This is a genomic window from Streptomyces sp. YS415, assembly GCF_023544665.1.
Lineage (GTDB): Bacteria > Actinomycetota > Actinomycetes > Streptomycetales > Streptomycetaceae > Streptomyces.
This window is the reverse complement of sequence record NZ_JAMJFL010000002.1, coordinates 202,908-228,367: the sequence shown is the minus strand read 5'-3', so window position 1 is coordinate 228,367 and position 25,460 is coordinate 202,908. Positions and strand designations below refer to the sequence as shown.

The following is a 25,460-nucleotide window of genomic DNA, read 5'->3' as shown; positions in this document are numbered from 1 at the left end:
CTCCTGTGGAGTGGTTCTGGTACGCCTTGCTCATCGGCGCCAGGGTGATCTTTGCTGGGATGCCGCCCGCCGGGGTTTTCCCTTGCCGGGTGAGCCCCGGCGGTCGGTGTCAAGCCTAAAGCGTGGGAACGGGGTGTGTTACTCGCCCTTGGCCTTCGCGATGATCTCCTCGGCGACGTTCCGCGGAACCTCGGCGTAGGAGTCGAACTGCATCGAGTAGCTTGCGCGACCCGAGGTCTTGCTGCGGAGGTCTCCGACGTAGCCGAACATCTCCGAAAGAGGCACGAGGCCCTTGACGACGCGGGCACCGGCCCGCTCCTCCATGGCCTGGATCTGGCCACGGCGGGAGTTGATGTCGCCGATGACCTCACCCATGTAGTCCTCGGGCGTGGTGACCTCGACGGCCATCATCGGCTCGAGCAGCACGGGGCTGGCCTTGCGCGCGGCCTCCTTGAACGCCTGCGAACCGGCGATCTTGAAGGCGAGCTCGGAGGAGTCGACCTCGTGGTAGGCACCGTCGAGAAGCGTGACGCGGACGCCCGTCATCTCGTACCCGGCGAGGATGCCGAACTGCATGGCCTCCTGCGCACCGGCGTCGACCGAAGGGATGTACTCCTTCGGGATACGACCACCGGTCACCTTGTTCACGAACTCGTACGAGGCGTCGCCGCCCTCGATCGGCTCGATCGCGATCTGCACCTTCGCGAACTGACCGGTACCACCGGTCTGCTTCTTGTGGGTGTAGTCCACGCGCTCGACGGCCTTGCGGATCGTCTCACGGTAGGCGACCTGCGGCTTACCGACGTTGGCCTCGACCTTGAACTCACGGCGCATACGGTCGACCAGCACCTCGAGGTGCAGCTCGCCCATACCACCGATGATGGTCTGGCCGGTCTCCTCGTCCGAGTGAACCTGGAAGGAGGGGTCCTCCTCCGCGAGACGCTGGATGGCGACACCCAGCTTCTCCTGGTCACCCTTGGACTTCGGCTCGATGGCGACCTGGATGACCGGTGCCGGGAAGTCCATGGACTCCAGGATCACCGGGGCCTTGTCGTCGCACAGCGTCTCACCGGTCGTGGTCTGCTTCAGACCCATCACGGCGATGATGTCGCCGGCGCCCACCGCGTCGATCTCCTCACGCTTGTTCGCGTGCATGCGGTAGATCTTGCCGATGCGCTCCTTCTTGCCCTTGACGGAGTTCAGCACCGAGGTGCCGGACTCCAGGCGGCCCGAGTAGACCCGGACGAAGGTGAGCTTGCCGAGGTGCGGGTCGCTCATGATCTTGAACGCGAGGGCGGACAGCGGCTCGTCCTCGGACGGCTTGCGCTTGACGACCAGCTCGGGGTCCTTCACGTCGTGGCCCTCGATGGCCTCGACGTCGAGCGGGGTCGGCAGGTAGCGCACGACCGCGTCGAGCAGGGGCTGGACGCCCTTGTTCTTGAACGCGGTGCCACAGAACACCGGGGTGACCGTGGTGTCGCTGGACTTGCCGGACGCGATGGTGATGCGACGGATCGCGGCGTACAGCTGCTCCTCGGTGGGCTCCTGGCCCTCCAGGTACAGCTCCATGATCTCTTCGTCGTTCTCGGCGACGCCCTCGATCAGCTTGCCGCGGTACTCCTCGGCAGCCTCGGTGTGCGTGGCCGGGATGTCGACGACGTCGTACATCTCGCCCTTGGCGGCCTCGGCGGACCACACGAGCGCCTTCATGCGGACCAGGTCCACGACGCCCTTGAAGTCGGCCTCGGCACCGATCGGAAGCTGCATGACCAGCGGCTGCGCACCAAGGCGGTCCGAGATCATGTCGACGCAGCGGTGGAACTCCGCGCCGGTCCGGTCGAGCTTGTTGACGAAGCAGATACGCGGCACGCCGTAGCGGTCGGCCTGACGCCACACCGTCTCGGACTGCGGCTCGACACCGGCGACACCGTCGAACACCGTCACGGCACCATCGAGCACACGCAGGGAGCGCTCCACCTCAACGGTGAAGTCGACGTGCCCGGGGGTGTCGATGATGTTGATGGTGTAGTCGTTGTCCTCGAGCGGCCAGTGACAGGTGGTCGCAGCAGACGTGATCGTGATGCCACGCTCCTGCTCCTGCTCCATCCAGTCCATGGTGGCAGCGCCGTCGTGGACCTCACCGATCTTGTAAGACACACCGGTGTAGAACAGGATCCGCTCGGTGGTGGTCGTCTTGCCCGCGTCGATGTGGGCCATGATCCCGATGTTGCGGACCTTGGCCAGGTCAAGTGAAGTGGTAGCCATAAGGCTTTCGTCTTCTCTCGGTCTCGATGTGGGTAGCGACTACCAGCGGTAGTGCGCGAAGGCCTTGTTGGACTCGGCCATCTTGTGGGTGTCCTCGCGCTTCTTCACAGCGGCACCGAGGCCGTTGGACGCGTCGAGAAGCTCGTTGAGCAGACGCTCGGTCATGGTCTTCTCGCGACGGGCGCGGGAGTAACCGACCAGCCAGCGCAGCGCGAGCGTGTTGGCGCGACCGGGCTTGACCTCGATCGGAACCTGGTACGTCGCACCACCGACACGGCGGGACTTGACCTCGAGGGTCGGCTTGATGTTCTCCAGCGCGCGCTTCAGCGTGATGATCGGGTCGTTGCCCGTCTTCTCACGCAGACCCTCCATGGCACCGTAGACGATGCGCTCGGCGGTGGAGCGCTTGCCGTTCAGCAGCACCTTGTTGATGAGCGACGTGACAAGAGGAGAACCGTAGACCGGGTCGATGATGACCGGGCGCTTCGGGGCGGGGCCCTTACGAGGCATTCTTACTTCTCCTTCTTGGCGCCGTAGCGGCTGCGGGCCTGCTTGCGGTTCTTCACACCCTGGGTGTCAAGGGAACCGCGGATGATCTTGTAGCGAACACCCGGCAGGTCCTTCACACGGCCACCACGCACGAGCACGATGGAGTGCTCCTGCAGGTTGTGTCCCTCACCCGGAATGTAAGCAGTGACCTCGATCCCGCTGGTCAGACGCACACGCGCGACCTTACGCAGGGCCGAGTTCGGCTTCTTCGGGGTGGTCGTGAACACACGCGTGCAGACGCCGCGACGCTGAGGGGAACCCTCGAGTGCGGGCGTCTTGTTCTTCTCGACCTTGTCCTGCCGGCCCTTCCGGACCAGCTGCTGGATCGTAGGCACTACTTCTCCGGTTTCTGTGTGCCGAATGGTGAAGCTAACCTGGAACGTCGCCGACCCACGCGGTCGGGTGTGTCGAATCCGGCGGACTCCCGCCGCAAGGCGAAAAGAGCACAGATTACGGTGGCCACTCACAGCTCGCTATGCGGTTTGAAGGCACGCACGAGAGCCAGGGCACACCCCAGGCACAAGGTCTGAGCGTACCTACCTCATTCGCTGCGGTCAAAACAAATGAGGCCCGCTCACATCTCGGCACGTGCCATGTCAAGCCCGCCCACCGCGGATGATCTTCGAATCCACGACACCGGCCGTCGCGGTCTAGGCTCCGGACACGGCCGCGGCGACCATCAGCAGCGACAGTACGAGCGCCCAGCCGGCCGTGGACATCCAGCCGAGGACCAGCCCGGTCAGCGCCAGGGCGTCCCCGGCCTCCCCGGTCCGCCGGATCTCCGCGCGGGCCGAGTGCCCCAGGACGACCGCCGGTATGCCGGTGAACCCGAGACTGACCAGACACAGCAGCCCGCACACACCCGCCCCGACCGCCTTCCCGTTCATCCGCGGCCGCGGGACGGCGTAATGGGGCGCCGCATGCGGTACGGCACAGTAGGGCGCCGTGTGCGGTACGGCCAGGAAGGCCGCAGGCTGGGGCAGGGGCCCGTTGGGCAGGTCGGCGACCAGCAGACCCAGCTCGCCCACCGTACGGGCGGCATACGCCCGCGCAACGCGCTTCTCGAACTCGGGCTGCTCCATCCGCCCCTCGCCGTATCCCGCCTTCAGCACGTCCACGGCACGCTCACGGTCGGCGTGCGAGGCGAGCATCGCAGAACCGCCGCCCTGCCAGGACGGCCACACCGGTTGCGTCATGGAGCACCTCCCGTACCGGCCGGAGTCCCTCCATCATGCGCCGAAGCGGCATTCCCGGCACAGAGCCCGGACCCGGAGAAAACCCGGAACCACCCCCGAGAGCACGTCTCCGGGTGCGGGCGTGATGCACGCCACGGGAGACTGAGGCTCATGTCCGCCCCGCCCCCGGCCGAACCCCCGCGCACACCCACCTCGACGTTCGCGCAGAAGGCGGCTTTCATCGCGGCGCCGGGCACGATCGCCTTCGCCCTGCTCTACTACTTCGGCAGCGTCTACACCAAGGCGTACTACACCACCCTCAGCGTCCTCCCGGAGGACCTCGGGTTCTCCGTCCAGGGCGTGGTGGCCAACAGCAGCAGCGCGGTCTTCGTTCCCGTGTGCCTGCTTCTGGGCGGCGGGCTGATCGCGTTCCTGGCGCTCGGCCGGCTCGGGCTCGCGCTGGCGGGTCCGGGGCGGGCGGTGCTGCGCCAGAGGGCGATCCGCTGGCTGCTCGCCGCCGGGGTGGCCATGGTGGTCGTCGGCTTCCCGGCCCTCTTCACGAACGCGGTGGCCCTCTTCCCACCGGGTTGGCCCCGCCGCTTCCTGCCCGCCCTGATGGTGATCCTGGGGGCCACGCTGGCCGTCTTCGCCGTCCATCTGCGGCTGACCGAGGTTCCGGGCGCCCGGGTCCGGCAGGCCCGCGACGCCGACCGGATGTGGCTGGCGGGCGGCACCCTGGCCATCGGGCTGCTGACGCTGAGCCTCTTCTTCGGGATGGCGCTCTACGTGGCGGACATGGGGCGCGGCGACGCCATGCTGCACGCGGACGAGGGCTATGAGGGCATCCCGATCGTGGTGGTCCATTCCCGGGTGCCCCTGACCCACCATGCGAGGGGCATCAAGCGCACGGACCACGGGCCGCAGGGCGCGCCGTACCGCTACGAGTACGTCGGCTTCCGGGTGCTCGCGAAGGCGCCGAGCCGGTTCTACCTCATCTCCCACGAGGCGCGGAGCTACCGGGACCGCCACGTGCTGATGCTGCCGGACGACGGCACTGTCTGGATGGAGATCTACGCCGACTCGTGACCGGCGCTCAGGGCAGCTCGTACGTGCCCTCGGGCTAGGGGAGGTCCGACGGCACACCGTCCGTCTCGGGCACCACGTCGGACGGCGTGGCCGGTGTCGGTGCGGTGGTGCTCGGGCCGACGGGGGGCTCGGAGGTGGTGGTCCCGTCTCCCGTCGCCTCCCCGGAGACCGGGGCGGTGACGGTGGAGCCGTCCTCCATCGTGAAGGTGAGCTCCCCGCTGTACGGGCCCGGTTCCGTCGGAGTGACCTGGAAGATCACGTCGCAGCCCTGCGGCGGCACCTCGCCCAGGCACTTCTGGATGAATGCGAGTTCCGCGCCGTCGATGTCCCCCGTGACTCCCTGAAGCGGCTTGGGCTTCTCCCCACTCGTCCCCGTGACGTGCGCCTCCCCCTGGACGGGCTCCCCCACCTTGGTGCGCGGCAGCTTGACCGCCGACGCAGAACCGGGTCGCGTGTCACTGCCCGGGAAGATCGAGGCAAGCCGGTCCTCCTCCGAGTCCCCGGTCGCCGCCGTACCGCTCTGCTCGGCCCCCGTGGGCTGCGTCTGTTCCTGGGACGCGTCGGAGCCCCCGCCCCCGCAGGCCGCCAGCACCGCCGTCATCGCCGCTGCGGCGAACAGCCGGACCATCGCTGACGTCATGTCGCCTCCGCTTCCACCGGGCTGGGTCCGGCCCAACCTCGCACGGCGGCAGGCCGCCCGGCGCGGACCCGCCGGGCGGCACCGGACGATCACTCGAACGCCGGACTCGAACGCGCCGAAGGGCGGCCACCCGTGTGGGTGACCGCCCTTCGACTCAAGCGACTCGCTTACTGGTTGTACGGACCGTAGTCGTAGTCCTCCAGCGGAACGGCCTGGCCGGAGCCGGTGCCGAACGGCGAGTAGTCGATGTCGTCGTAGCCGACGGCCGAGTACATCGCGGCCTTGGCCTCCTCGGTCGGCTCGACCCGGATGTTGCGGTAGCGGGACAGACCCGTACCGGCCGGGATGAGCTTACCGATGATGACGTTCTCCTTGAGGCCGATGAGCGAGTCGGACTTGGCGTTGATCGCCGCATCCGTGAGGACTCGCGTCGTCTCCTGGAAGGACGCCGCCGACAGCCACGACTCCGTGGCCAGCGAGGCCTTGGTGATACCCATGAGCTGCGGACGACCGGAGGCCGGGTGACCGCCCTCCTGGACCACTCGACGGTTCTCGGTCTCGAACTTCGAGCGCTCGACCAGCTCGCCGGGCAGCAGCTCGGCGTCACCGGACTCGATGATCGTCACCCGGCGCAGCATCTGCCGGATGATGATCTCGATGTGCTTGTCGTGGATCGACACACCCTGCGAGTTGTAGACCTTCTGGACCTCGCCGACCAGGTGGACCTGAACGGCACGCTGACCCAGAATGCGCAGCACGTCGTGCGGGTTGGTGGCACCCACGGTGAGCTGCTGGCCCACCTCGACGTGGTCGCCCTCGCGGACCAGGACCTTGGCACGCTTGGAGATCGGGAACGCCGTCTCGTCGCTGCCGTCGTCCGGGGTGACGACGATCTTCTTGGTCTTCTCGGTCTCCTCGATCCGCACGCGGCCGGAGGCCTCGGAGATCGGGGCGACACCCTTCGGGGTACGGGCCTCGAAGAGCTCGACGACACGGGGCAGACCCTGGGTGATGTCGTCACCGGCCACACCACCGGTGTGGAAGGTACGCATCGTCAGCTGGGTACCGGGCTCACCGATGGACTGGGCGGCGATGATGCCGACCGCCTCACCGATGTCGACCAGCTTGCCGGTGGCCAGCGAGCGGCCGTAGCACATGGCGCAGGTGCCGACCTGGGACTCGCACGTGAGGATCGAGCGGGTCTTGACCTCCTCGACACCGTGGTGGACGAGCTGGTCGATGAGCACGTCGCCGAGGTCCACGTTGGCCGGCGCGATCACCTTGCCGTCGATGACGACGTCCTCGGCGAGCATGCGGGCGTAGACGCTGGTCTCGACGTCGTCCGTCTTGCGCAGGACGCCGTCGGCACCGCGGACCGCGATCTTCAGCTTCAGACCGCGCTCGGTGCCGCAGTCCTCCTCGCGGATGATCACGTCCTGCGAGACGTCCACCAGACGACGGGTCAGGTAACCCGAGTCGGCGGTACGCAGGGCGGTGTCCGCCAGACCCTTACGGGCACCGTGCGTGGAGATGAAGTACTCCAGCACGGACAGGCCCTCACGGAACGAGGCCTTGATCGGACGCGGGATCGTCTCGTTCTTGGCGTTCGACACCAGACCACGCATACCGGCGATCTGACGCATCTGCATCATGTTGCCTCGTGCACCCGAGTTCACCATCATGAAGATCGGGTTGGTCTTCGGGAAGTTCTCGTTCATGGCCTCGGCAACCTCGTTGGTCGCCTTGGTCCAGATCGCGATGAGTTCCTGGGTGCGCTCGTCCTTGGTGATCAGACCGCGCTCGTACTGCTTCTGGACCTTCTCGTCCTGCGCCTCGTACCCCTTGACGATCTCCTTCTTCGCCTCGGGAACGACGACGTCGGAGATGGCCACGGTGACGCCGGAGCGGGTCGCCCAGTAGAAGCCGGAAGCCTTCAGGTTGTCGAGCGTCGCCGCCACGATGACCTTGGGGTAGCGCTCGGCGAGGTCGTTGACGATCTCGGAGAGCTGCTTCTTGCCGACCTCGTAGTCGACGAACGGGTAGTCCTCGGGCAGCAGCTCGTTGAAGAGCGCGCGGCCCAGCGTGGTGCGCAGCCGGAAGCTGTCACCCTGCTGCCACTCCGGCTCGCCCTCCTCCTGCGCCGGCGGCATCCAGCCACGCGGCGGGATGGTGCCCACCGGGAAGCGGATGTCGATCGGCGACTGCAGCGAGAGCTCGCCCGCGTCGAACGCCATGATCGCCTCGGCGACGGACGCGAAGGAGCGGTCCTCACCCTTGACGTTGCGCATCTCGCCGTCGGTGGTGAGGAAGAACAGACCGAGGACCATGTCCTGGGTCGGCATCGTCACCGGACGGCCGTCGGCGGGCTTGAGGATGTTGTTCGAGGACAGCATCAGGATGCGGGCCTCGGCCTGCGCCTCCGCGGACAGCGGCAGGTGCACGGCCATCTGGTCACCGTCGAAGTCCGCGTTGAACGCGGTGCAGACGAGCGGGTGGATCTGGATGGCCTTGCCCTCGACCAGCTGCGGCTCGAAGGCCTGGATGCCGAGGCGGTGCAGGGTGGGAGCACGGTTCAGCAGCACCGGGTGCTCGGCGATGACCTCTTCGAGGACGTCGTACACGACCGTGCGGCCGCGCTCCACCATGCGCTTGGCGCTCTTGATGTTCTGCGCGTGGTTCAGGTCGACCAGGCGCTTCATCACGAACGGCTTGAAGAGCTCCAGCGCCATGGCCTTGGGCAGACCGCACTGGTGCAGCTTCAGCTGCGGGCCGACGACGATGACGGAACGCGCCGAGTAGTCGACTCGCTTGCCGAGCAGGTTCTGACGGAATCGACCCTGCTTGCCCTTCAGCATGTCGCTGAGGGACTTCAGCGGACGGTTGCCGGGGCCCGTGACCGGGCGACCGCGACGGCCGTTGTCGAAGAGGGCGTCGACCGCCTCCTGGAGCATCCGCTTCTCGTTGTTCACGATGATCTCGGGGGCACCGAGGTCGAGCAGACGCTTCAGACGGTTGTTGCGGTTGATCACACGGCGGTACAGGTCGTTCAGGTCGGAGGTCGCGAAGCGGCCACCGTCCAGCTGCACCATCGGGCGAAGGTCCGGCGGGATGACCGGGACGCAGTCGAGGACCATGCCCTTGGGGCTGTTGGAGGTCTGCAGGAAGGCAGACACGACCTTCAGCCGCTTCAGCGCACGGGTCTTCTTCTGGCCCTTGCCGGTACGGATGATCTCGCGGAGCTTCTCGGCCTCCTCCTCGAGGTCGAAGGACTCCAGGCGCTTCTGCAGCGCCGCGGCACCCATCGACCCGTCGAAGTACGTGCCGAAGCGGTCACGCAGCTCGCGGTAGAGCAGCTCGTCGCCCTCAAGGTCCTGGACCTTGAGGTTCTTGAACCGGGTCCACACCTCGTCGAGACGGTCGATCTCGCGCTGCGCACGGTCGCGCAGCTGCTTCATCTCACGCTCGGCACCTTCGCGCACCTTGCGGCGCACGTCGGCCTTGGCGCCCTCGGCCTCCAGCTCGGCCAGGTCCGACTCGAGCTTCTTGGCGCGGGCCTCGAGGTCGGCGTCGCGCCGGTTCTCGACCTGCTGCCGCTCGACGGAGACGTGCGCCTCCAGGGAGGGCAGGTCGCGGGTACGGCGCTCCTCGTCGACGTACGTGATCATGTACGCCGCGAAGTAGATGACCTTCTCGAGGTCCTTGGGCGCCAGGTCCAGCAGGTAGCCGAGGCGCGACGGGACACCCTTGAAGTACCAGATGTGCGTGACGGGAGCGGCCAGCTCGATGTGGCCCATCCGCTCACGACGCACCTTGGCGCGAGTGACCTCGACGCCGCAGCGCTCACAGATGATGCCCTTGAACCGGACACGCTTGTACTTGCCGCAGTAGCACTCCCAGTCCCGGGTCGGACCGAAGATCTTCTCGCAGAAGAGTCCGTCCTTCTCGGGCTTGAGGGTGCGGTAGTTGATGGTCTCGGGCTTCTTGACCTCGCCGTGGCTCCACTGACGGATGTCGTCAGCGGTGGCCAGACCGATCCGGAGCTCATCGAAGAAGTTGACGTCGAGCACTATGCGTCAATCCCTCTCAGGGTTGTAAGTCTTAGGGGTCTGATACGGGGGTCCTGGGGCCGGCGGCCTTCTCGCGAAGGCCGCCGGACTCCCGTCAGACCTCTTCGACGCTGCTCGGCTCGCGCCGGGACAGGTCGATGCCGAGCTCCTCCGCTGCGCGGAAGACGTCCTCGTCGGTGTCACGCATTTCGATGGACATACCGTCGCTGGACAGCACCTCCACGTTGAGGCAGAGAGACTGCATCTCCTTGATGAGCACCTTGAAGGACTCGGGGATGCCGGGCTCGGGGATGTTCTCGCCCTTGACGATGGCCTCGTAGACCTTCACGCGGCCGGTGACGTCGTCGGACTTGATGGTCAGCAGCTCCTGGAGGGCGTACGCGGCGCCGTAGGCCTCGAGGGCCCACACCTCCATCTCGCCGAACCGCTGGCCACCGAACTGAGCCTTACCGCCCAGCGGCTGCTGGGTGATCATCGAGTACGGGCCGGTCGACCGGGCGTGCAGCTTGTCGTCGACCAGGTGGTGCAGCTTCAGGATGTACATGTAGCCGACCGAGATCGGCTCCGGGAAGGGCTCACCCGAGCGGCCGTCGAACAGCGGGGCCTTACCGGTCGGGAGCACCATGCGCTCGCCGTCGCGGTTCGGGATCGTGTGCTCGAGCAGACCGGCGAGCTCGTCCTCACGGGCACCGTCGAAGACCGGGGTGGCGACGTTGGTGCCGGGGGCGACACTGTCGGCGCCGATGGCCTGCAGACGCTGGGCCCAGTCCTCGGCGAGGCCGGAGACGTCCCAGCCGCGGCTGGCGAGCCAGCCGAGGTGGATCTCCAGAACCTGTCCCGGGTTCATTCGGGACGGCACACCGAGCGGGTTGAGGATGATGTCGACCGGGGTCCCGTCCTCGAGGAACGGCATGTCCTCGATGGGCAGGATCTTGGAGATGACGCCCTTGTTGCCGTGGCGGCCGGCGAGCTTGTCACCGTCGGTGATCTTGCGCTTCTGCGCGACGTAGACGCGCACCAGCTGGTTCACACCGGGGGGAAGCTCGTCGCCCTCCTCGCGGTCGAAGACGCGGACGCCGATGACCTTGCCGATCTCGCCGTGCGGGACCTTCAGCGAGGTGTCACGGACCTCACGGGCCTTCTCACCGAAGATCGCGCGCAGCAGGCGCTCCTCGGGGGTCAGCTCGGTCTCGCCCTTGGGCGTGACCTTGCCGACGAGGATGTCGCCGGCGACGACCTCGGCACCGATCCGGATGATGCCGCGCTCGTCGAGGTCGGCGAGGACCTCCTCGGAGACGTTCGGGATGTCCCGGGTGATCTCCTCGGGGCCGAGCTTGGTGTCACGGGCGTCGACCTCGTGCTCCTCGATGTGGATCGAGGAGAGGACGTCGTCCTGCACGAGGCGCTGCGACAGGATGATCGCGTCCTCGTAGTTGTGACCCTCCCACGGCATGAACGCGACCAGCAGGTTCTTGCCGAGCGCCATCTCGCCGTTCTCGGTGGCCGGACCGTCGGCCAGGACCTGGCCCTCGATGATCCGGTCGCCCTCGTTGACGATGACCTTCTGGTTGACCGAGGTGCCCTGGTTGGAGCGGGCGAACTTGGCCAGGCGGTACGTGATGTACGTGCCGTCGTCGTTGGCGGTGGTGATGTAGTCCGCGGAGACCTCCTGGACCACACCGGCCTTCTCGGCCTTGACCACGTCGCCGGCGTCGACCGCGGAGCGGTACTCCATGCCGGTGCCGACGAGCGGGGACTCCGACTTAATCAGCGGAACGGCCTGACGCATCATGTTCGCGCCCATGAGGGCACGGTTGGCGTCGTCGTGCTCCAGGAAGGGGATCATGGCCGTCGCGACCGACACCATCTGGCGCGGCGAGACGTCCATGTAGTCCACGTCCTCGCCGCCGACGTAGTCGACCTCGCCGCCACGGCGGCGGACGAGCACGCGGGCCTCGGAGAAGCGCATGTCGTCACCGAGCGCGGCGTTGGCCTGCGCGATGACGAACCGGTCCTCCTCGTCGGCGGTCAGGTAGTCCACCTCGTCGGTGACCTGGCCGTCGACGACCTTGCGGTACGGGGTCTCGACGAAACCGAACGCGTTGACCCGGCCGTAGGAGGCCAGCGAACCGATCAGACCGATGTTCGGGCCTTCGGGCGTCTCGATCGGGCACATGCGGCCGTAGTGGGACGGGTGCACGTCACGGACCTCGAAGCCGGCCCGCTCACGGGAGAGACCACCCGGGCCGAGCGCCGACAGACGGCGCTTGTGGGTGAGACCCGACAGCGGGTTGTTCTGGTCCATGAACTGCGACAGCTGGCTGGTGCCGAAGAACTCCTTGATGGAGGCGACGACCGGCCGGATGTTGATCAGGGTCTGCGGCGTGATCGCCTCGACGTCCTGGGTCGTCATCCGCTCACGGACGACTCGCTCCATACGCGCCAGACCCGTACGGACCTGGTTCTGGATGAGCTCGCCGACGCTGCGCAGACGACGGTTGCCGAAGTGGTCGATGTCGTCGGTCTCGACGACGATCGTGCCGCCGCTGTCACCGGTGGTCTCGGTCTCGCCGGCGTGCAGCTTCACCAGGTACTTGATCGTCGAGATGATGTCCTCGACGGTCAGGATGCCCGCGTCCAGCGGAGCGTCCGCACCCAGCTTCTTGTTGACCTTGTACCGGCCGACCTTGGCGAGGTCGTAGCGCTTCGGGTTGAAGTAGAGGTTCTCCAGAAGCGTCTGCGCGGCCTCACGCGTGGGGGGCTCGCCCGGACGCAGCTTGCGGTAGATGTCGAGCAGCGCGTCGTCCTGGCCCTGGGTGTGGTCCTTCTCCAGGGTGGCGCGCATGGACTCGTACTCGCCGAACTCCTCCAGGATCTGCTCGGTGGTCCACCCGAGAGCCTTGAGCAGGACGGTGACGGACTGCTTGCGCTTGCGGTCGATGCGGACACCGACCATGTCGCGCTTGTCGATCTCCATCTCCAGCCAGGCACCCCGGGACGGGATGATCTTGGCCGAGAAGATGTCCTTGTCGGACGTCTTGTCGATGGAGGAGTCGAAGTAGACGCCGGGCGAGCGGACCAGCTGGGACACCACGACACGCTCGGTGCCGTTGATGACGAAGGTGCCCTTGTTGGTCATGAGCGGGAAGTCGCCCATGAAGACCGTCTGGGACTTGATCTCGCCGGTCTCGTTGTTGGTGAACTCGGCCGTCACGAAGAGCGGGGCGGCGTACGTGAAGTCGCGCTCCTTGCACTCGTCGATGCTGTTCTTCGGCGGCTCGAAGCGGTGGTCGCGGAAAGTCAGCGACATCGACCCGGAGAAGTCCTCGATCGGGGAGATCTCCTCGAAGATCTCCTCCAGACCGGACTTGGTGGGGACGTCCTGACCGGACTCCAGAGCCGCCTCGACCCGACTCTGCCAGGCGGTGTTCCCGAGCAGCCAGTCAAAGCTCTCGGTCTGCAGCGCGAGCAGGTTGGGAACCTCGAGGGGCTCCTTGATCTTTGCAAAGGAGATGCGCAGCGGGGCGGTGCTGGCGCCGTTGTTCGTATTCGCGGTCGAGGCAGTGCGCGAGGCGGCCAAGAGGGGGTCCTTCCGAGGGCTCGGACTCACTACGCGCGTACCGGCCCCTCACTCCGGGGCGCAGAGACAGATTCCCCAATTTGGCTGTTGGGCCAGGTCAGGGGTGGTCCGGTCGTCTGTGCTCGGGCGAGGGCATGCCCCTGGTGACGGGCAGGGGACAGCTAACAGGCAGCGCAAAGGGTCAGTGTAGCCAGTTGGCACACTGATGTCCAGTGCGGGTTTCTCGCGACCCTCGTTGTCCTCAACGCCCTCGTTCTCAACGCCCTCGGCATGCACGCCCTCGATGCACGTTCATACTGCCCTCTTCGCCGTCGATCCATGCCTCGGATTCGGATCGTTGTGACGACGCGTCCTGAGAATTGCGCGCTGCGTGCGGTTCGTCAAGGCCCCCCTTGGCAGAACCGGGGGCGGCCGGAGACACGACGAAGATCACCATACCCCTCGTGACCTGAGGCGCAAGGCAACCGCGGCCGCCCCTCCGGGAACGCAGAAGAGCGACCACCCGGATGGATGATCGCTCTTCGGTGCGCTCGCGTTACAGCCCTGCCGGACCGCAATCAGCTCGCTCGGATCCGTACCGGACCCGTGAGGTGTTACTTGACCTCGACGGAGGCGCCGGCGCCCTTGAGGGACTCGGCGGCCTTCTCGGCGGCGTCCTTGGCAACCTTCTCGAGGACGGGCTTCGGGGCGCCGTCCACGAGGTCCTTGGCCTCCTTCAGGCCGAGGGAGGTCAGCTCACGCACGACCTTGATGACCTGGATCTTCTTGTCGCCCGCACCGGTGAGGATGACGTCGAACTCGTCCTTCTCCTCCTCGGCGGCGGCGGCCGGGGCACCCGGGGCGCCGGCGGCGGCAACGGCGACCGGGGCCGCGGCGGTGACGTCGAACTTCTCCTCGAACGCCTTCACGAACTCGGAGAGCTGGATCAGGGTCATGCCCTCGAACTCGGCGAGCAGTTCTTCCTGGGTGAGAGCCATGATGGCTTTCCCTTCACTAAATCGGCAGGTGCCGTATGTACATGACTGGCGGGCGTACGTTCGGCCCGCTACGACCGTTGCCTGCGGCGGTGGGCCTCAGGCGGCGATCATGATGCGAGCCGAATTACTCGGCACCGCCCTGCTCGTCCTGCTTGGCGCGAAGCGCGTCCACGGTGCGGACGAGCTTCGACGGGAGCGCCTGGAAGAGCGCGGCAGTCTGGGACTGCTTGCCCTTCATGGCACCCGCCAGCTTGGAGAGCAGAACCTCGCGGGACTCGAGGTCCGCAAGCTTCTTGATCTCGTCGGCGGACAGCGCCTTGCCGTCAAGGACACCGCCCTTGATGACGAGATTCGGGTTGTCCTTGGCGAAGTCACGAAGACCCTTCGCCGACTCCACCGGGTCACCGGTGACGAAGGCGACGGCCGTCGGACCAGCGAAAAGCTGGTCGTCCAGCGTGATCCCGGCCTCGTTGGCCGCAATCTTGGTCAGCGTGTTCTTCACCACGGCGTACTGGGCGTTCTCACCGAGCGAACGACGCAGCGTCTTGAGCTGCGCCACGGTGAGACCGCGGTACTCGGTCAGCACGGCGGCGTTGGAGCTGCGGAACTTGTCCGTCAGCTCGGCAACCGCGGCAGCCTTGTCGGGCCTCGCCATAGAGCCTCGGCCTCCTTCCGGGTGATTCGGACCGCGCGGACCCGAAGGAGGACTGGGGAAAACGAAACGCCCCGGCGCAGGCGCTCGGGGCGTGGCTCGACCGACATGAAGATCCATGCGGGAGCAACTTCCACAATCACCTGCGCGGGTCGTCCGCAGTTCAGCGGATCCTTCGGCCACCGCACCCTCGAACGAGTGCACGGCAACGACCAGCGGTCTTTGGCTTCTGGAAGAGACTACGTGACCGGATCGCCGAGAAGCAAATCCGGTCATACGGCGCTCAGCTCCCGCCGAGCTCCTTCATCATCTCGGCCAGGTCGGCGGTGTCCTTCGCGGGCGGGGCCTGCACGCTCACCGGCTCGTTGTAGTCGAGGAAGGTGATGGTCAGGTCGAGCGGGCCCTTGTCGGCGGCGCCCTTCATCCGGAACTGCTTGGTGTGGTCCTCGCCGTCGATCCACATGTCCATGGTGAGCTTGTCGACACCCAGCTCCTCGTACTGCTCGATGCTCTTCTCGCGCTTCTCGCGGGTCGCCTTGTCCTCGTCCTTGAGCGAGTCCCGCAGCGTGTCCAGGGTGACGGTGCCCCGGTAGTGGGTCGTCTCGACGCCGTCGACCTTCTCGGTGCCGATCTCCCGCACGTCCTTGGCCCCGGTGAGGAGGGCGGAGTCGGCCGCGGGGTTCTGCTCGGCCCGGCCGGCGACGGGGTTCCCCGCCCCGCCGAACGCGTCCTCGCCGAGCGCGGACATGTCCAGCTTCATCCAGGACTTGCCGTCCATCTCCTTGGCCATCCCGGCGTTCCCGCCGATGTACATGACCTTGTCGACGAGCCGGATCTCGACGGAGCCGTCCGCCCCCTGGTCGAGGGCCGTCATCTTCATGCTCATGGCCACGGTGGGCTTCATGCGCATGGAGGCCTCGGCCTCGATCCGCCCCTCCTCCGGCACCTGGCCCGTCATGCGGTACCGCAGGGAGGTGATGTCGTCGGAGTTCTTCGCCGCCTCGGCCACGGCCGCAGCGGGCGACATCTTCGGCGACTCCTCGCCCTCCCCCGTGCCGCAGCTCACCGCGCCGGTGGCCAGGGCCACGGCGGCGAACCCGGCGCCGATCGTCCGAGTGCGCGCGGAACGTCGTACGGAAAGCTCCATCGTTTCCCCCCAAAGGAACACATGAGCGATGCACAGCGAAGCGGTGAGCCTAACCGATCGTGCAGCAAGCGGTCTCTGGAATTCCGTCGGAACGGGGAACGGGCCCCGCACCTGGGAAGGTGCGGGGCCCGTAGCCGACTTCAGCGAGCCTGGACGGCTCAGACCGCGGCCGGGTCCTCCTCGACGAGGAGGTTGCGGGTGCGGTTCGGGTCGACCGGAATGCCGGGGCCCATCGTGGTGGTGATGGCGGCCTTCTTGATGTAGCGACCCTTGGCGGCGGACGGCTTCAGACGGAGGATCTCCTCCAGGGCCGCGCCGTAGTTCTCCACCAGCTTGCTGTCGTCGAACGACGCCTTGCCGATGATGAAGTGCAGGTTCGAGTGCTTGTCGACGCGGAACTCGATCTTGCCGCCCTTGATGTCGTTGACAGCCTTGGTGACATCGGGGGTGACGGTGCCGGTCTTCGGGTTCGGCATCAGACCACGCGGACCGAGCACGCGGCCGAGGCGGCCGACCTTGCCCATGAGGTCCGGGGTGGCGACGACGGCGTCGAAGTCCAGACGGCCCTTCGACACCTCGTCGATGAGCTCGTCGGCGCCGACGATGTCGGCGCCCGCGGCACGAGCGGCCTCGGCACGGTCACCGGTCGCGAAGACCAGGACCCGGGCGGTCTTACCGGTGCCGTGCGGGAGGTTCACGGTGCCACGGACCATCTGGTCGGCCTTGCGCGGGTCGACACCCAGACGGAAGGCGACCTCGACGGTGCCGTCGAACTTGGTCGTGGAGGTCTCCTTGGCGAGACGGACGGCCTCGAGCGGGGCGTAGAGCTTCTCCCGGTCGATCTTGGCGTCCGCAGCGCGGAGAGACTTGCTGCGCTTGCTCACTACTGCTCCTGGGGTTTGCTTAGGAGTCGTGGTCCGGGCCGAGCAGGCCCTGCCACTACTGCTGGTCTACGAGGTTGGGGCTCAGCCCTCGACCGTGATGCCCATGGAACGGGCGGTGCCGGCGATGATCTTCGACGCGGCGTCCAGGTCGTTGGCGTTGAGGTCGGGCATCTTGGTCTCGGCGATCTCGCGGACCTGCGCCTGGGTGATCTTGGCGACCTTGGTCTTGTGCGGCTCGCCGGAGCCCTTCTCCACGCCCGCGGCCTTGAGGATCATCTTGGCGGCCGGCGGCGTCTTGGTCACGAAGGTGAAGGAGCGGTCCTCGTAGACCGTGATCTCCACCGGGATGACCCAGCCACGCTGCGACTCGGTCGCGGCGTTGTAGGCCTTGCAGAACTCCATGATGTTGACGCCGTGCTGACCCAGCGCGGGGCCGACCGGCGGAGCCGGGTTGGCGGCACCGGCCTGGATCTGGAGCTTGATGAGCCCCGTGACCTTCTTCTTCTTGGGAGGCATAGCTCTCCGGGTCCTTTCGAATCGGGTGTGCCGCCACCCGGGTCGCGTCCCGGATGAAGGCATACCGCACAACGATAACGGGTATAGATGCGCGGCCAAAAACCGAGCAGGTCAGGCGGCCGCTGGAGCGTTCGCCTGACCTGGTCGGAAGCAGTGAGATCTAGTTCTTCTGGATCTGGTCGAACGACAGCTCGACCGGGGTCTCACGACCGAAGATCTCCACCAGACCCTTGACCTTCTTGGAGTCGGGGTTGATCTCGTTGATCGTGGCCTGGAGGGTGGCGAAGGGGCCGTCCGTGACGGTGACCGAGTCGCCGACCTCGAAGTCCAGCACCTGGACCTCGACCTTGCGCTGCGGCGCCGGCTTGCCCTCGGCCTCGGCGGCCTCGCGGGCCGCCTTCTCCTCGGCCTCGGGAGCGAGCATCTTGACGATCTCGTCCAGGGTCAGCGGGTACGGGTCGTAGGCGTTGCCCACGAAGCCGGTGACGCCGGGCGTGTTGCGGACGACGCCCCAGGACTCGTTCGTCAGGTCCATGCGGACCAGGACGTAACCCGGGAGCTTGTTCTGCTTGATCGTCTTGCGGTCGCCGTTCTTGATCTGGACGACCTCTTCCTGCGGCACCTCGGCCTGGAAGATGTAGTCCTCGACGTTCAGCGAGACGGCGCGCTGCTCCAGGTTGGTCTTCACGCGGTTCTCGTAACCGGCGTAGGTGTGGATGACGTACCACTCGCCGGGCAGGGTCCGCAGCTCTTCGCGCAGGGCGGCGACGGGGTCGACCGGCTCGGCCGGCTCTTCCTCGGCCTCTTCGGTCTCGACTTCAGCCTCGGCCTCGGTCTCGTCCTCTTCGGTCTCGTCCTCGACGTGGACGGCCGCTTCCTCCGCGGGCTCGCCCGCCTCGGCGTCGGCAGCCTCGACCTCGTCCAGGTCCTCGTCCGCGCCCTCGACGATGTCGAGCTCGTCTTCGACAGTCTCGTCGGGCTCGATGGCGTCGTTCAGGTTCTGGTCAGACACGGTGGCTGCTTCTTCCTGGATACTAGGGGTGGTACATGCGAAAAGGGGCGCCGGTAACCGCGGCGCCCTTCGCTCTGTGCTCAGCCGAAGACGTACTTGGCGGCGTGGTCGAGCCCATAGTCAATCACGGTCACCAGGCCGATCATGATGACGACGAAGACAATCACCACGGTCGTGTAGGTCGTCAGCTGGCTGCGCGACGGCCAGACGACCTTGCGCAGCTCGGCGACGATCTGACGGTAGAAGAGGGCAAGACGCTTCAGCGGACCCTTCTTGGCGCGCTTTCCGCCCTTGCGGGTCTTCTTCCTGGAATCCGGCGCCTCGTCCTCGGCATCAGGCATGTCGATGGAGCCCACGGCGTCCGTCACTCGTCCTCACCTGATTCCGGGTCGTGGCCGTGCCGCGCCCGGTCTGAGCCGCACGGCGGTGCATTGCTGTACGTACCTGCGCACACATCCTGGCGAAGGTGTGTGTAGCAGGGCCGGAGGGACTTGAACCCCCAACCGCTGGTTTTGGAGACCAGTGCTCTACCAATTGAGCTACGACCCTTTGTGTGTTCCCCAACGTACCGCATCCACACGGGTGCACGGTGTGCACCGTAGGAGTGCGGGCTGCTGGAGGCCAACGAGGTGAGAGTGTACGTGTTCTCAAGCGCCTCGTCGAACAGAAAGTGGGCCGTGGGAGCCCGGGTGAGGGAAGATCGCCCAGCGTGAGGGGCGGATCCGGACGGTTGTTCAGCTGTTGTTCAGTCTGTGAAACCCGCGTGCCGGGGGAGTTTCCGGTCTGAAACGATGGGCTGCATGAGCGCTGCAACCCCTCCCACCGAGCGCCGGGTCTCCGCCCGAGTCGGCGCGATCTCCGAGTCCGCCACCCTCGCCGTGGACGCCAAGGCCAAGGCCCTCAAGGCCGCCGGGCGTCCGGTGATCGGCTTCGGCGCCGGTGAACCCGACTTCCCGACCCCGGACTACATCGTCGAAGCCGCCATCGAGGCGTGCAAGAACCCGAAGTACCACCGCTACACCCCGGCCGGCGGTCTGCCCGAGCTGAAGGCCGCGATCGCCGCGAAGACGCTGCGTGACTCCGGCTACGAGCCCGAGGCCTCGCAGATCCTCGTCACCAACGGCGGCAAGCAGGCCATCTACGAGGCCTTCGCCGCGATCCTGGACCCGGGCGACGAGGTCATCGTCCCGGCGCCGTACTGGACGACGTACCCGGAGTCGATCCGGCTGGCCGGCGGTGTCCCGGTGGAGGTCGTCGCGGACGAGACGACCGGCTACCGGGTCTCCGTCGAGCAGCTGGAGGCGGCCCGCACGGAGAAGACGAAGGTCGTCCTGTTCGTATCCCCCTCCAACCCGACCGGCGCGGTCTACAGCGCCGCGGACGCCGAGGCGATCGGCCGCTGGGCCGTGGAGCACGGCCTGTGGGTGATGACGGACGAGATCTACGAGCACCTGGTCTACGGCGACGCGACCTTCACCTCGCTGCCCGGGATCCTGCCGGAGCTGCGCGACAAGTGCGTCGTGGTCAACGGTGTCGCCAAGACGTACGCGATGACGGGCTGGCGGGTGGGCTGGATCATCGGCCCGAAGGACGTGGTGAAGGCGGCGACCAACCTCCAGTCGCACGCCACGTCGAACGTCTCCAACGTCGCCCAGGTCGCGGCGCTGGCCGCCGTCGCCGGTGACCTGGACGCCGTCGCCACGATGCGCGAGGCGTTCGACCGGCGCCGCAAGACGATCGTGCGGATGCTCAACGAGATCGACGGCGTGGTCTGCCCGGAGCCCGAGGGCGCCTTCTACGCGTACCCGTCGGTGAAGGGCCTGCTGGGCAAGGAGATCCGCGGCAAGCGTCCGCAGAGCAGTGTGGAGCTGGCCGAGCTGATCCTGGAGGAGGCCGAGGTCGCGGTCGTCCCGGGTGAGGCCTTCGGCACGCCGGGCTATCTGCGGCTGTCGTACGCGCTGGGTGACGAGGACCTCGTCGAGGGTGTCTCGCGGATCCAGAAGCTGCTGGCGGAGGCGAAGTAGCCGAGACCGCCGCGGGCAGGGCACCTGGGACTTCCCGGGTGCCCTGTTTTTTTGTGTTCCTTTGTGCGAGCAAGACCACGTACGGGGAAAGCGCTACCGGGAGGGGCCGGACGTGCGGCAGGATCCTGGGATGGAGCGTGTACGTGATCTCTCTGAGCTGCCGAAGGCCCATCTGCACCTGCACTTCACCGGTTCGATGCGCCCCGCCACCGTTCTGGAACTGGCCGACAAGCACGGTGTGCGGCTGCCCGACGCGCTGACGGAGGCCCTGACGAGCGGGGAGCCGCCGAGTCTGCGGGCGACGGACGAGCGGGGCTGGTTCCGTTTTCAGCGGCTGTACGACGCGGCGCGTTCGTGCCTGCGGGAGCCCGAGGACATCCAGCGGCTGGTGCGCGAGGCCGCGGAGGAGGATGTGCGGGACGGTTCGGGCTGGTTGGAGATCCAGGTGGACCCGACCTCGTACGCGCCTCGTCTGGGCGGTCTGATTCCCGCTCTGGAGGTCATCCTGGACGCGGTGGAGACGACGTCGCGGGAGACGGGCCTGGGGATGCGGGTCCTGGTGGCGGCGAACCGGATGAAGCATCCGCTGGACGCGCGGACGCTGGCGCGGCTCGCGGTGCGCTACGCGGACCGGGGTGTGGTCGGCTTCGGGCTGTCCAACGACGAGCGCCGGGGCATGGCGCGGGACTTCGACCGCGCGTTCGCCATCGCCCGGGAGGGCGGCCTGCTGTCCGCTCCCCATGGCGGTGAGCTGACGGGCCCGGCGTCGGTGCGTGACTGTCTGGACGACCTGGACGCGCACCGGATCGGCCACGGGGTGCGCGCGGCGGAGGATCCGCGGCTGCTGAAGCGCCTGGCCGACCGGGGCGTGACGTGCGAGGTGTGCCCGGCGTCGAACGTGGCCCTGGGCGTCTACGAGAAGGCGGCGGACGTACCGCTGCGCACGCTGTTCGAGGCCGGGGTGCCGATGGCGCTGGGGGCGGACGACCCGCTGCTGTTCGGCTCGCGACTGGCGGCGCAGTACGAGATCGCCCGCCGGCACCACGCCTTCACGGACGCGGAGCTGGCGGAACTGGCCCGGCAGTCGGTGCGGGCCTCCGCGGCGCCGGAGGATGTCAGGGCGCGGCTGCTGGCCGGGGTGGACGAGTGGCTGACGCGCCCGGTCGTCTGAAGTGGGCGTAGGGCGGATAGGGCTTGAAGCTGACCAGGACCTCGTAGGGGTGCCCGCCGCCGGGCGGCTGGGTCAGCGCCAGTCCCGTCATCAGTGCCGAGTGCCCTTGGGCGACGCGCTTCTGGTGCGGTCCGAAGCCCGCGGCGTGGGCGAAGGCGGCGGCGGAGTCGGCGAACACGCCCCGGCTGCCGAAGAGGAAGAGCGTCCGGGCGTGGGTGGTGTGGCGCAGCTCGTCGCGGTCCCGCGCGGTCTGCCAGGTCCGCGCGTCCCGTGCGGTGCGCGCCTCGTCGGTGCGGGCGGTCAGCGGGGTGCCCCCGCGCAGGCGGCGGCGGAGTGCGGGCCACTGGCTGGGGCGCAGTGCGAGGGTGTGGTGGGCCAGGACGAGGTCGACGCGCTCGCCCCAGCCCTCGTCGGGCGGGACGCCGTCGCGCAGCGGGATGTGGACGATGGTGTGCCGTGAGCAGGCGGCGAAGGAGAACAGGCCCGCCAGCCGGTTCAGCCCGTCGTGGTCGCCGAGCAGCAGGCCGATGGGGTCGGGTGCCGTCAGTGAGGTGTGCCGCAGGGTGGTCCGGGGCTGGACCACGCGGTGTTCGTGGGGTCCGGTCCGGGGCCTGAACTCGGTCAGCCTCAGCCGCATGCGCGATGCCTCATGGCACGAGGGTCGCGGCTGCCCGCCCTTCCCCGCAACGGAGATTTTGCTGCGAGGAGAGGCGTCTAGAGGCTGACGCCGACCGTCACCGGCTCGTTGACCAGGGTGATCCCGAAGGCCTCGCGGACTCCGGCGACGACCTCCCGGGCGAGCGCGAGGAGGTCCTCGGTGGTCGCCGTGCCCCGGTTGGTGAGGGCGAGGGTGTGCTTGGTGGAGATGCGGGCCGGTCCGCTGCCGTAACCCTTGGTGAAGCCCGCCTTGTCGATCAGCCAGGCGGCGGAGGTCTTGGTGTGCCCCTCCCCCGCCGGGTAGGCCGGCGGCTCCACCGTGTCGCCGAGCCGCTCGTGCACGCGCGTGTGGAAGGCCGCGAACTGCTCGTCGGTGAGGATCGGGTTGGTGAAGAAGGATCCGGCGGACCAGGTGTCGTGGTCCTCGGGGTCGAGGACCATGCCCTTTCCGGCGCGCAGCTTCAGGACGGTCTCGCGGGCGTCGGCGAGCGGCACCCGGTCACCGGGCTCGACGCCGAGGGCGCGGGCGGTCTCGGCGTACTTGATCGGCGCGGACAGCCCGTCGGCGTCCTCCAGTGCGAAGCGGACGCGCAGGACGACGTACCGCTCGGGGTCGGCCTTGAAGCGGCTGTGGCGGTAGGAGAAGGCGCACTCCTCGTTGGCCAGCGTGACGGTCTCGCCGTGGTGGCGGTCGTAGGCGACGACCTCGGTGATCGTGGTGGCGACCTCCTGGCCGTACGCGCCGACGTTCTGGATCGGGGTCGCGCCCGCCGAGCCGGGGATGCCGGCGAGGCATTCGACGCCGGCGAGTCCGGCCTCGACGGTGCGGGCGACGGCGTCGGTCCACACCTCGCCGGCGGCCAGTTCCAGGCGGGTGCCGTCGAGTTCGACGCCCCGGGTGGCGATGACGAGGGCGGTGCCCGCGAAGCCCTTGTCGCCGATGACCAGGTTGGAGCCACCGCCGATGACGAGCAGGGGGGTGCCCGAGGCGTCGGCCTCGCGGACGGCGGCGATCACCTCGGCGTCGGTGGTGGCGGTGACCAGCCGGGTGGCCGGTCCGCCCAGGCGGAAGGTGGTCAGCGGGGCGAGCGGGGCGTCGTGGAGTTCCTGCACGGGCTCAAGGGTACGAGAACGGCCCCGCCGGTCCGGCCGGGGCCGCTCCAGTACGTCGTCCAGGGCTCAGGTCAGCCGGCGCATCGCGTCGGACCAGTCGAGCGGGAGTTCGTCGCCGCGCACCGTCCAGGTGACGAACTTCGCGTCCCGCATCAGGGGGGCCAGGCCCCGGGCGGTCGGGGCGTGGGGGCCGGAGCGGGCGAAGGTCTTGAGAGCCTCGGGCGACTCCCAGGCGGACAGGGTCCAGAAGGTCCGCCGCAGGGGCTGTGCCTTGAGGGTGGCCCCGTAGGCGCCGGGGGCGCGGCTGACCTGGCGCCACACGCCCGGGGTGCGCAGGAAGAACTTCAGTGCGCCCCCGAGGGTGCGGGTCTCGAAGCGGGAGGCGAAGACGTGCACCTCGACGCCGTGCTCAGGGGTGTGCGGAGCGGTCCAGGGAAGAGTGGGCATGACGTTCTCCTCAGCGTCCGGCGGTCTCGAGCACGGGGGCGGGGGTGTCCGGGGTGTCGGTGGGCGCGGTGTGCCTGCGGCCCGGTATGCAGAGGGCCGCGACACCGGCGAGGGCCACCAGCGCGGCGCCGCTCACCAGGGCGGGCTTCAGGCCGTCGACGAAGGTCTGGCCGGTCTGGTAACCGCCCTGGGCCGCGAAGATCGACGACATGATGGCGATGCCGAGGGCGCCGCCGACCTCGCGCAGGGCGTTGTTGGCACCGGAGGCGATGCCCTGCTCGGCGGGCCGGACGCTGGACATCACCAGGGCGGAGGCCGGTGCGAAGAACAGGGCCATGCCGATGCCGCTGATGATCAGACCCGGCAGCTGGATGCCGTAGGAGGCGTCCGCGGTGATGACCCAGGCCAGGTAGCCGAGGCCCGCGGCCTGGAGGAAGAGGCCGGTGGCGACGACGGGGCGGCCGCCTATGCGGTCGGAGAGGATGCCGGCGATCGGCGCGACCAGCATCGGCATTCCGGTCCAGGGCAGCATCCGCAGGCCGGCCTCGGTGGGCGAGTAGCCGAGCACGCCCTGCATGTACTGGCTGAGCAGGAAGATCGAGCCGAACATCCCGAGGAACATCAGCATGCTGACGGCGTTGATCCCGGAGAAGGCGCGGGAGCGGAACAGCCGCATCGGGAGCATGGGGTTCTTGGCGCGGGTGCTGTAGAGGACGAACCCGGTGAGCAGCGCGCCTCCGGCGCCCAGAGCGGTCAGGACCCAGGGCGCGGTCCAGCCGTCGGCGGGGCCGCGGACCAGGCCGTAGACGATGCCGAAGAGGCCGCCGCTGGCGAGGAGGGTGCCGGGGAGGTCGAGGGCGGCGCCGGTGCCGTGGGACTCGGCGAGGCGGAGGCGGGCCAGCGGGAGCAGGATCAGGCCCAGCGGAACGTTCAGCCAGAAGATCCACTGCCAGGAGATGTGTTCGGTCAGGGTGCCGCCGATGAGCGGGCCGGAGGCAACGGCGAGGCCGTTGACGGCCCCCCAGATCCCGAAGGCCATCCCGCGCTTGGCGGCGGGCACGGCGGCCGTCAGCAGGGTCAGCGTCAGCGGCATCATGATCGCCGCGCCGACGCCCTGCACCGCGCGGGCGGCGATCAGGGAGTCGATGCCGGGGGCCATGGCCGCAGCGGCGGAGGCGCCGGTGAAGATCGTGATCCCGACGAGGAAGAGCCGGCGGCGCCCGAACCGGTCGCCGAGCGCCGCGCCGAACATCAGCAGGACGGCGAAGGTGAGGGTGTACGCGCTCACCGTCCACTCCAGGTCGTGCAGCGCCCCGCCGAGGTCCTCGCGGATGGAGGGCAGGGCGGTGGTGACGACAAGGTTGTCGAGGGCCGCCATGAATCCGGCGACGCTGGTGATGACGAGAGCCCAGACGGGCCCTCCGCGAGGTGCGGTCTGCTGTGACATCTCTCCCCCAGAGGGTGATCACGAAGTTTGGTTAGTTATTGATGACTAACT

At 67.9% G+C, this 25,460-nt stretch carries 21 protein-coding genes and 1 tRNA gene; 3 read left to right on the top strand and 19 right to left on the bottom strand.

The features are described from left to right. Window positions 1-138 precede the first annotated feature (138 nt). From fusA to M8H82_RS04020, 4 genes are all read right to left on the bottom strand, one after another. Window positions 139-2,265, bottom strand: a complete 2,127-nt coding sequence (gene fusA / locus M8H82_RS04035; protein ID WP_250070966.1) for an elongation factor G — start codon at window positions 2,263-2,265, stop codon at window positions 139-141. A gap of 39 nt (window positions 2,266-2,304) precedes the next feature. After that, the gene (gene rpsG, locus M8H82_RS04030; protein ID WP_003992340.1) at window positions 2,305-2,775 is read right to left on the bottom strand and encodes a 30S ribosomal protein S7; all 471 of its coding nucleotides are present in this window, start codon (window positions 2,773-2,775) and stop codon (window positions 2,305-2,307) included. 2 nt (window positions 2,776-2,777) lie between these two features. Then, on the bottom strand, window positions 2,778-3,149 hold the full coding sequence (rpsL, locus tag M8H82_RS04025) for a 30S ribosomal protein S12 (RefSeq protein WP_003948652.1): 372 nt from the start codon (window positions 3,147-3,149) through the stop codon (window positions 2,778-2,780). 315 nt (window positions 3,150-3,464) lie between these two features. Further along, window positions 3,465-4,010 carry a DUF1707 and DUF4190 domain-containing protein gene (locus tag M8H82_RS04020; RefSeq protein WP_250070964.1) on the bottom strand — a complete coding sequence of 182 codons (546 nt, stop codon included), beginning with the start codon at window positions 4,008-4,010 and terminating at the stop codon, window positions 3,465-3,467. 150 nt (window positions 4,011-4,160) lie between these two features. Between M8H82_RS04020 and M8H82_RS04015 the strand changes: the two genes are divergently transcribed. Then, entirely contained in the window at window positions 4,161-5,075 is a 915-nt protein-coding gene (locus tag M8H82_RS04015; RefSeq protein ID WP_250070962.1) for a hypothetical protein, read from the top strand. 34 nt (window positions 5,076-5,109) lie between these two features. On the opposite strand, the gene M8H82_RS04010 is transcribed toward M8H82_RS04015, so the two are convergent. From M8H82_RS04010 to M8H82_RS03960, 11 genes are all read right to left on the bottom strand, one after another. After that, entirely contained in the window at window positions 5,110-5,715 is a 606-nt protein-coding gene (locus M8H82_RS04010) for a hypothetical protein (protein ID WP_250070960.1), read from the bottom strand. Between the two features lie 167 nt (window positions 5,716-5,882). Beyond that, on the bottom strand, window positions 5,883-9,782 hold the full coding sequence (locus tag M8H82_RS04005) for a DNA-directed RNA polymerase subunit beta' (protein WP_250070958.1): 3,900 nt from the start codon (window positions 9,780-9,782) through the stop codon (window positions 5,883-5,885). Window positions 9,783-9,876: 94 nt separating this feature from the next. Continuing rightward, on the bottom strand, window positions 9,877-13,362 hold the full coding sequence (gene rpoB, locus M8H82_RS04000) for a DNA-directed RNA polymerase subunit beta (RefSeq protein ID WP_250070956.1): 3,486 nt from the start codon (window positions 13,360-13,362) through the stop codon (window positions 9,877-9,879). 593 nt (window positions 13,363-13,955) lie between these two features. Beyond that, entirely contained in the window at window positions 13,956-14,342 is a 387-nt protein-coding gene (rplL, locus tag M8H82_RS03995) for a 50S ribosomal protein L7/L12 (protein WP_250071140.1), read from the bottom strand. A 121-nt stretch (window positions 14,343-14,463) separates the two neighbouring features. After that, the gene (gene rplJ, locus M8H82_RS03990) at window positions 14,464-14,994 is read right to left on the bottom strand and encodes a 50S ribosomal protein L10 (RefSeq protein WP_250070951.1); all 531 of its coding nucleotides are present in this window, start codon (window positions 14,992-14,994) and stop codon (window positions 14,464-14,466) included. A 280-nt stretch (window positions 14,995-15,274) separates the two neighbouring features. Further along, window positions 15,275-16,138 carry a DUF1396 domain-containing protein gene (locus tag M8H82_RS03985; RefSeq protein ID WP_250070950.1) on the bottom strand — a complete coding sequence of 288 codons (864 nt, stop codon included), beginning with the start codon at window positions 16,136-16,138 and terminating at the stop codon, window positions 15,275-15,277. A 158-nt stretch (window positions 16,139-16,296) separates the two neighbouring features. Next, window positions 16,297-17,022 (bottom strand): 50S ribosomal protein L1, encoded by a 726-nt coding sequence (gene rplA / locus M8H82_RS03980; RefSeq protein ID WP_250070949.1) that lies wholly within the window; start codon window positions 17,020-17,022, stop codon window positions 16,297-16,299. Between the two features lie 81 nt (window positions 17,023-17,103). Beyond that, window positions 17,104-17,538, bottom strand: coding sequence for a 50S ribosomal protein L11 (rplK, locus tag M8H82_RS03975; RefSeq protein ID WP_250070948.1), 435 nt, complete (start codon window positions 17,536-17,538; stop codon window positions 17,104-17,106). A gap of 160 nt (window positions 17,539-17,698) precedes the next feature. Next, complete coding sequence (gene nusG, locus M8H82_RS03970; protein WP_250070947.1) at window positions 17,699-18,550, bottom strand: transcription termination/antitermination protein NusG; 852 nt, start codon at window positions 18,548-18,550, stop codon at window positions 17,699-17,701. An 80-nt stretch (window positions 18,551-18,630) separates the two neighbouring features. After that, window positions 18,631-18,918, bottom strand: a complete 288-nt coding sequence (secE, locus tag M8H82_RS03965; RefSeq protein WP_250070946.1) for a preprotein translocase subunit SecE — start codon at window positions 18,916-18,918, stop codon at window positions 18,631-18,633. Between the two features lie 108 nt (window positions 18,919-19,026). Continuing rightward, a tRNA-Trp gene (locus M8H82_RS03960) sits at window positions 19,027-19,099 on the bottom strand. Between the two features lie 251 nt (window positions 19,100-19,350). Here M8H82_RS03960 and M8H82_RS03955 point away from each other — a divergent pair. After that, window positions 19,351-20,574, top strand: a complete 1,224-nt coding sequence (locus M8H82_RS03955) for a pyridoxal phosphate-dependent aminotransferase (RefSeq protein ID WP_250070945.1) — start codon at window positions 19,351-19,353, stop codon at window positions 20,572-20,574. Between the two features lie 130 nt (window positions 20,575-20,704). Beyond that, complete coding sequence (locus M8H82_RS03950) at window positions 20,705-21,745, top strand: adenosine deaminase (RefSeq protein WP_250070944.1); 1,041 nt, start codon at window positions 20,705-20,707, stop codon at window positions 21,743-21,745. On the opposite strand, the gene M8H82_RS03945 is transcribed toward M8H82_RS03950, so the two are convergent. The 4 genes from M8H82_RS03945 to M8H82_RS03930 form a co-directional block, all read right to left on the bottom strand. Next, a complete protein-coding gene (locus M8H82_RS03945; protein ID WP_250070943.1) occupies window positions 21,690-22,382 on the bottom strand; it encodes a hypothetical protein in 693 nt (230 codons plus the stop codon). The two genes, M8H82_RS03950 and M8H82_RS03945, sit on opposite strands and share 56 nt — an antisense overlap. A gap of 77 nt (window positions 22,383-22,459) precedes the next feature. Beyond that, a complete protein-coding gene (locus M8H82_RS03940) occupies window positions 22,460-23,515 on the bottom strand; it encodes a UDP-N-acetylmuramate dehydrogenase (protein ID WP_250070942.1) in 1,056 nt (351 codons plus the stop codon). Window positions 23,516-23,581: 66 nt separating this feature from the next. After that, window positions 23,582-23,962 carry a DUF3291 domain-containing protein gene (locus tag M8H82_RS03935; protein ID WP_250070941.1) on the bottom strand — a complete coding sequence of 127 codons (381 nt, stop codon included), beginning with the start codon at window positions 23,960-23,962 and terminating at the stop codon, window positions 23,582-23,584. 10 nt (window positions 23,963-23,972) lie between these two features. Continuing rightward, window positions 23,973-25,409, bottom strand: coding sequence for an MFS transporter (locus M8H82_RS03930; RefSeq protein ID WP_250070940.1), 1,437 nt, complete (start codon window positions 25,407-25,409; stop codon window positions 23,973-23,975). Window positions 25,410-25,460: the final 51 nt, after the last annotated feature.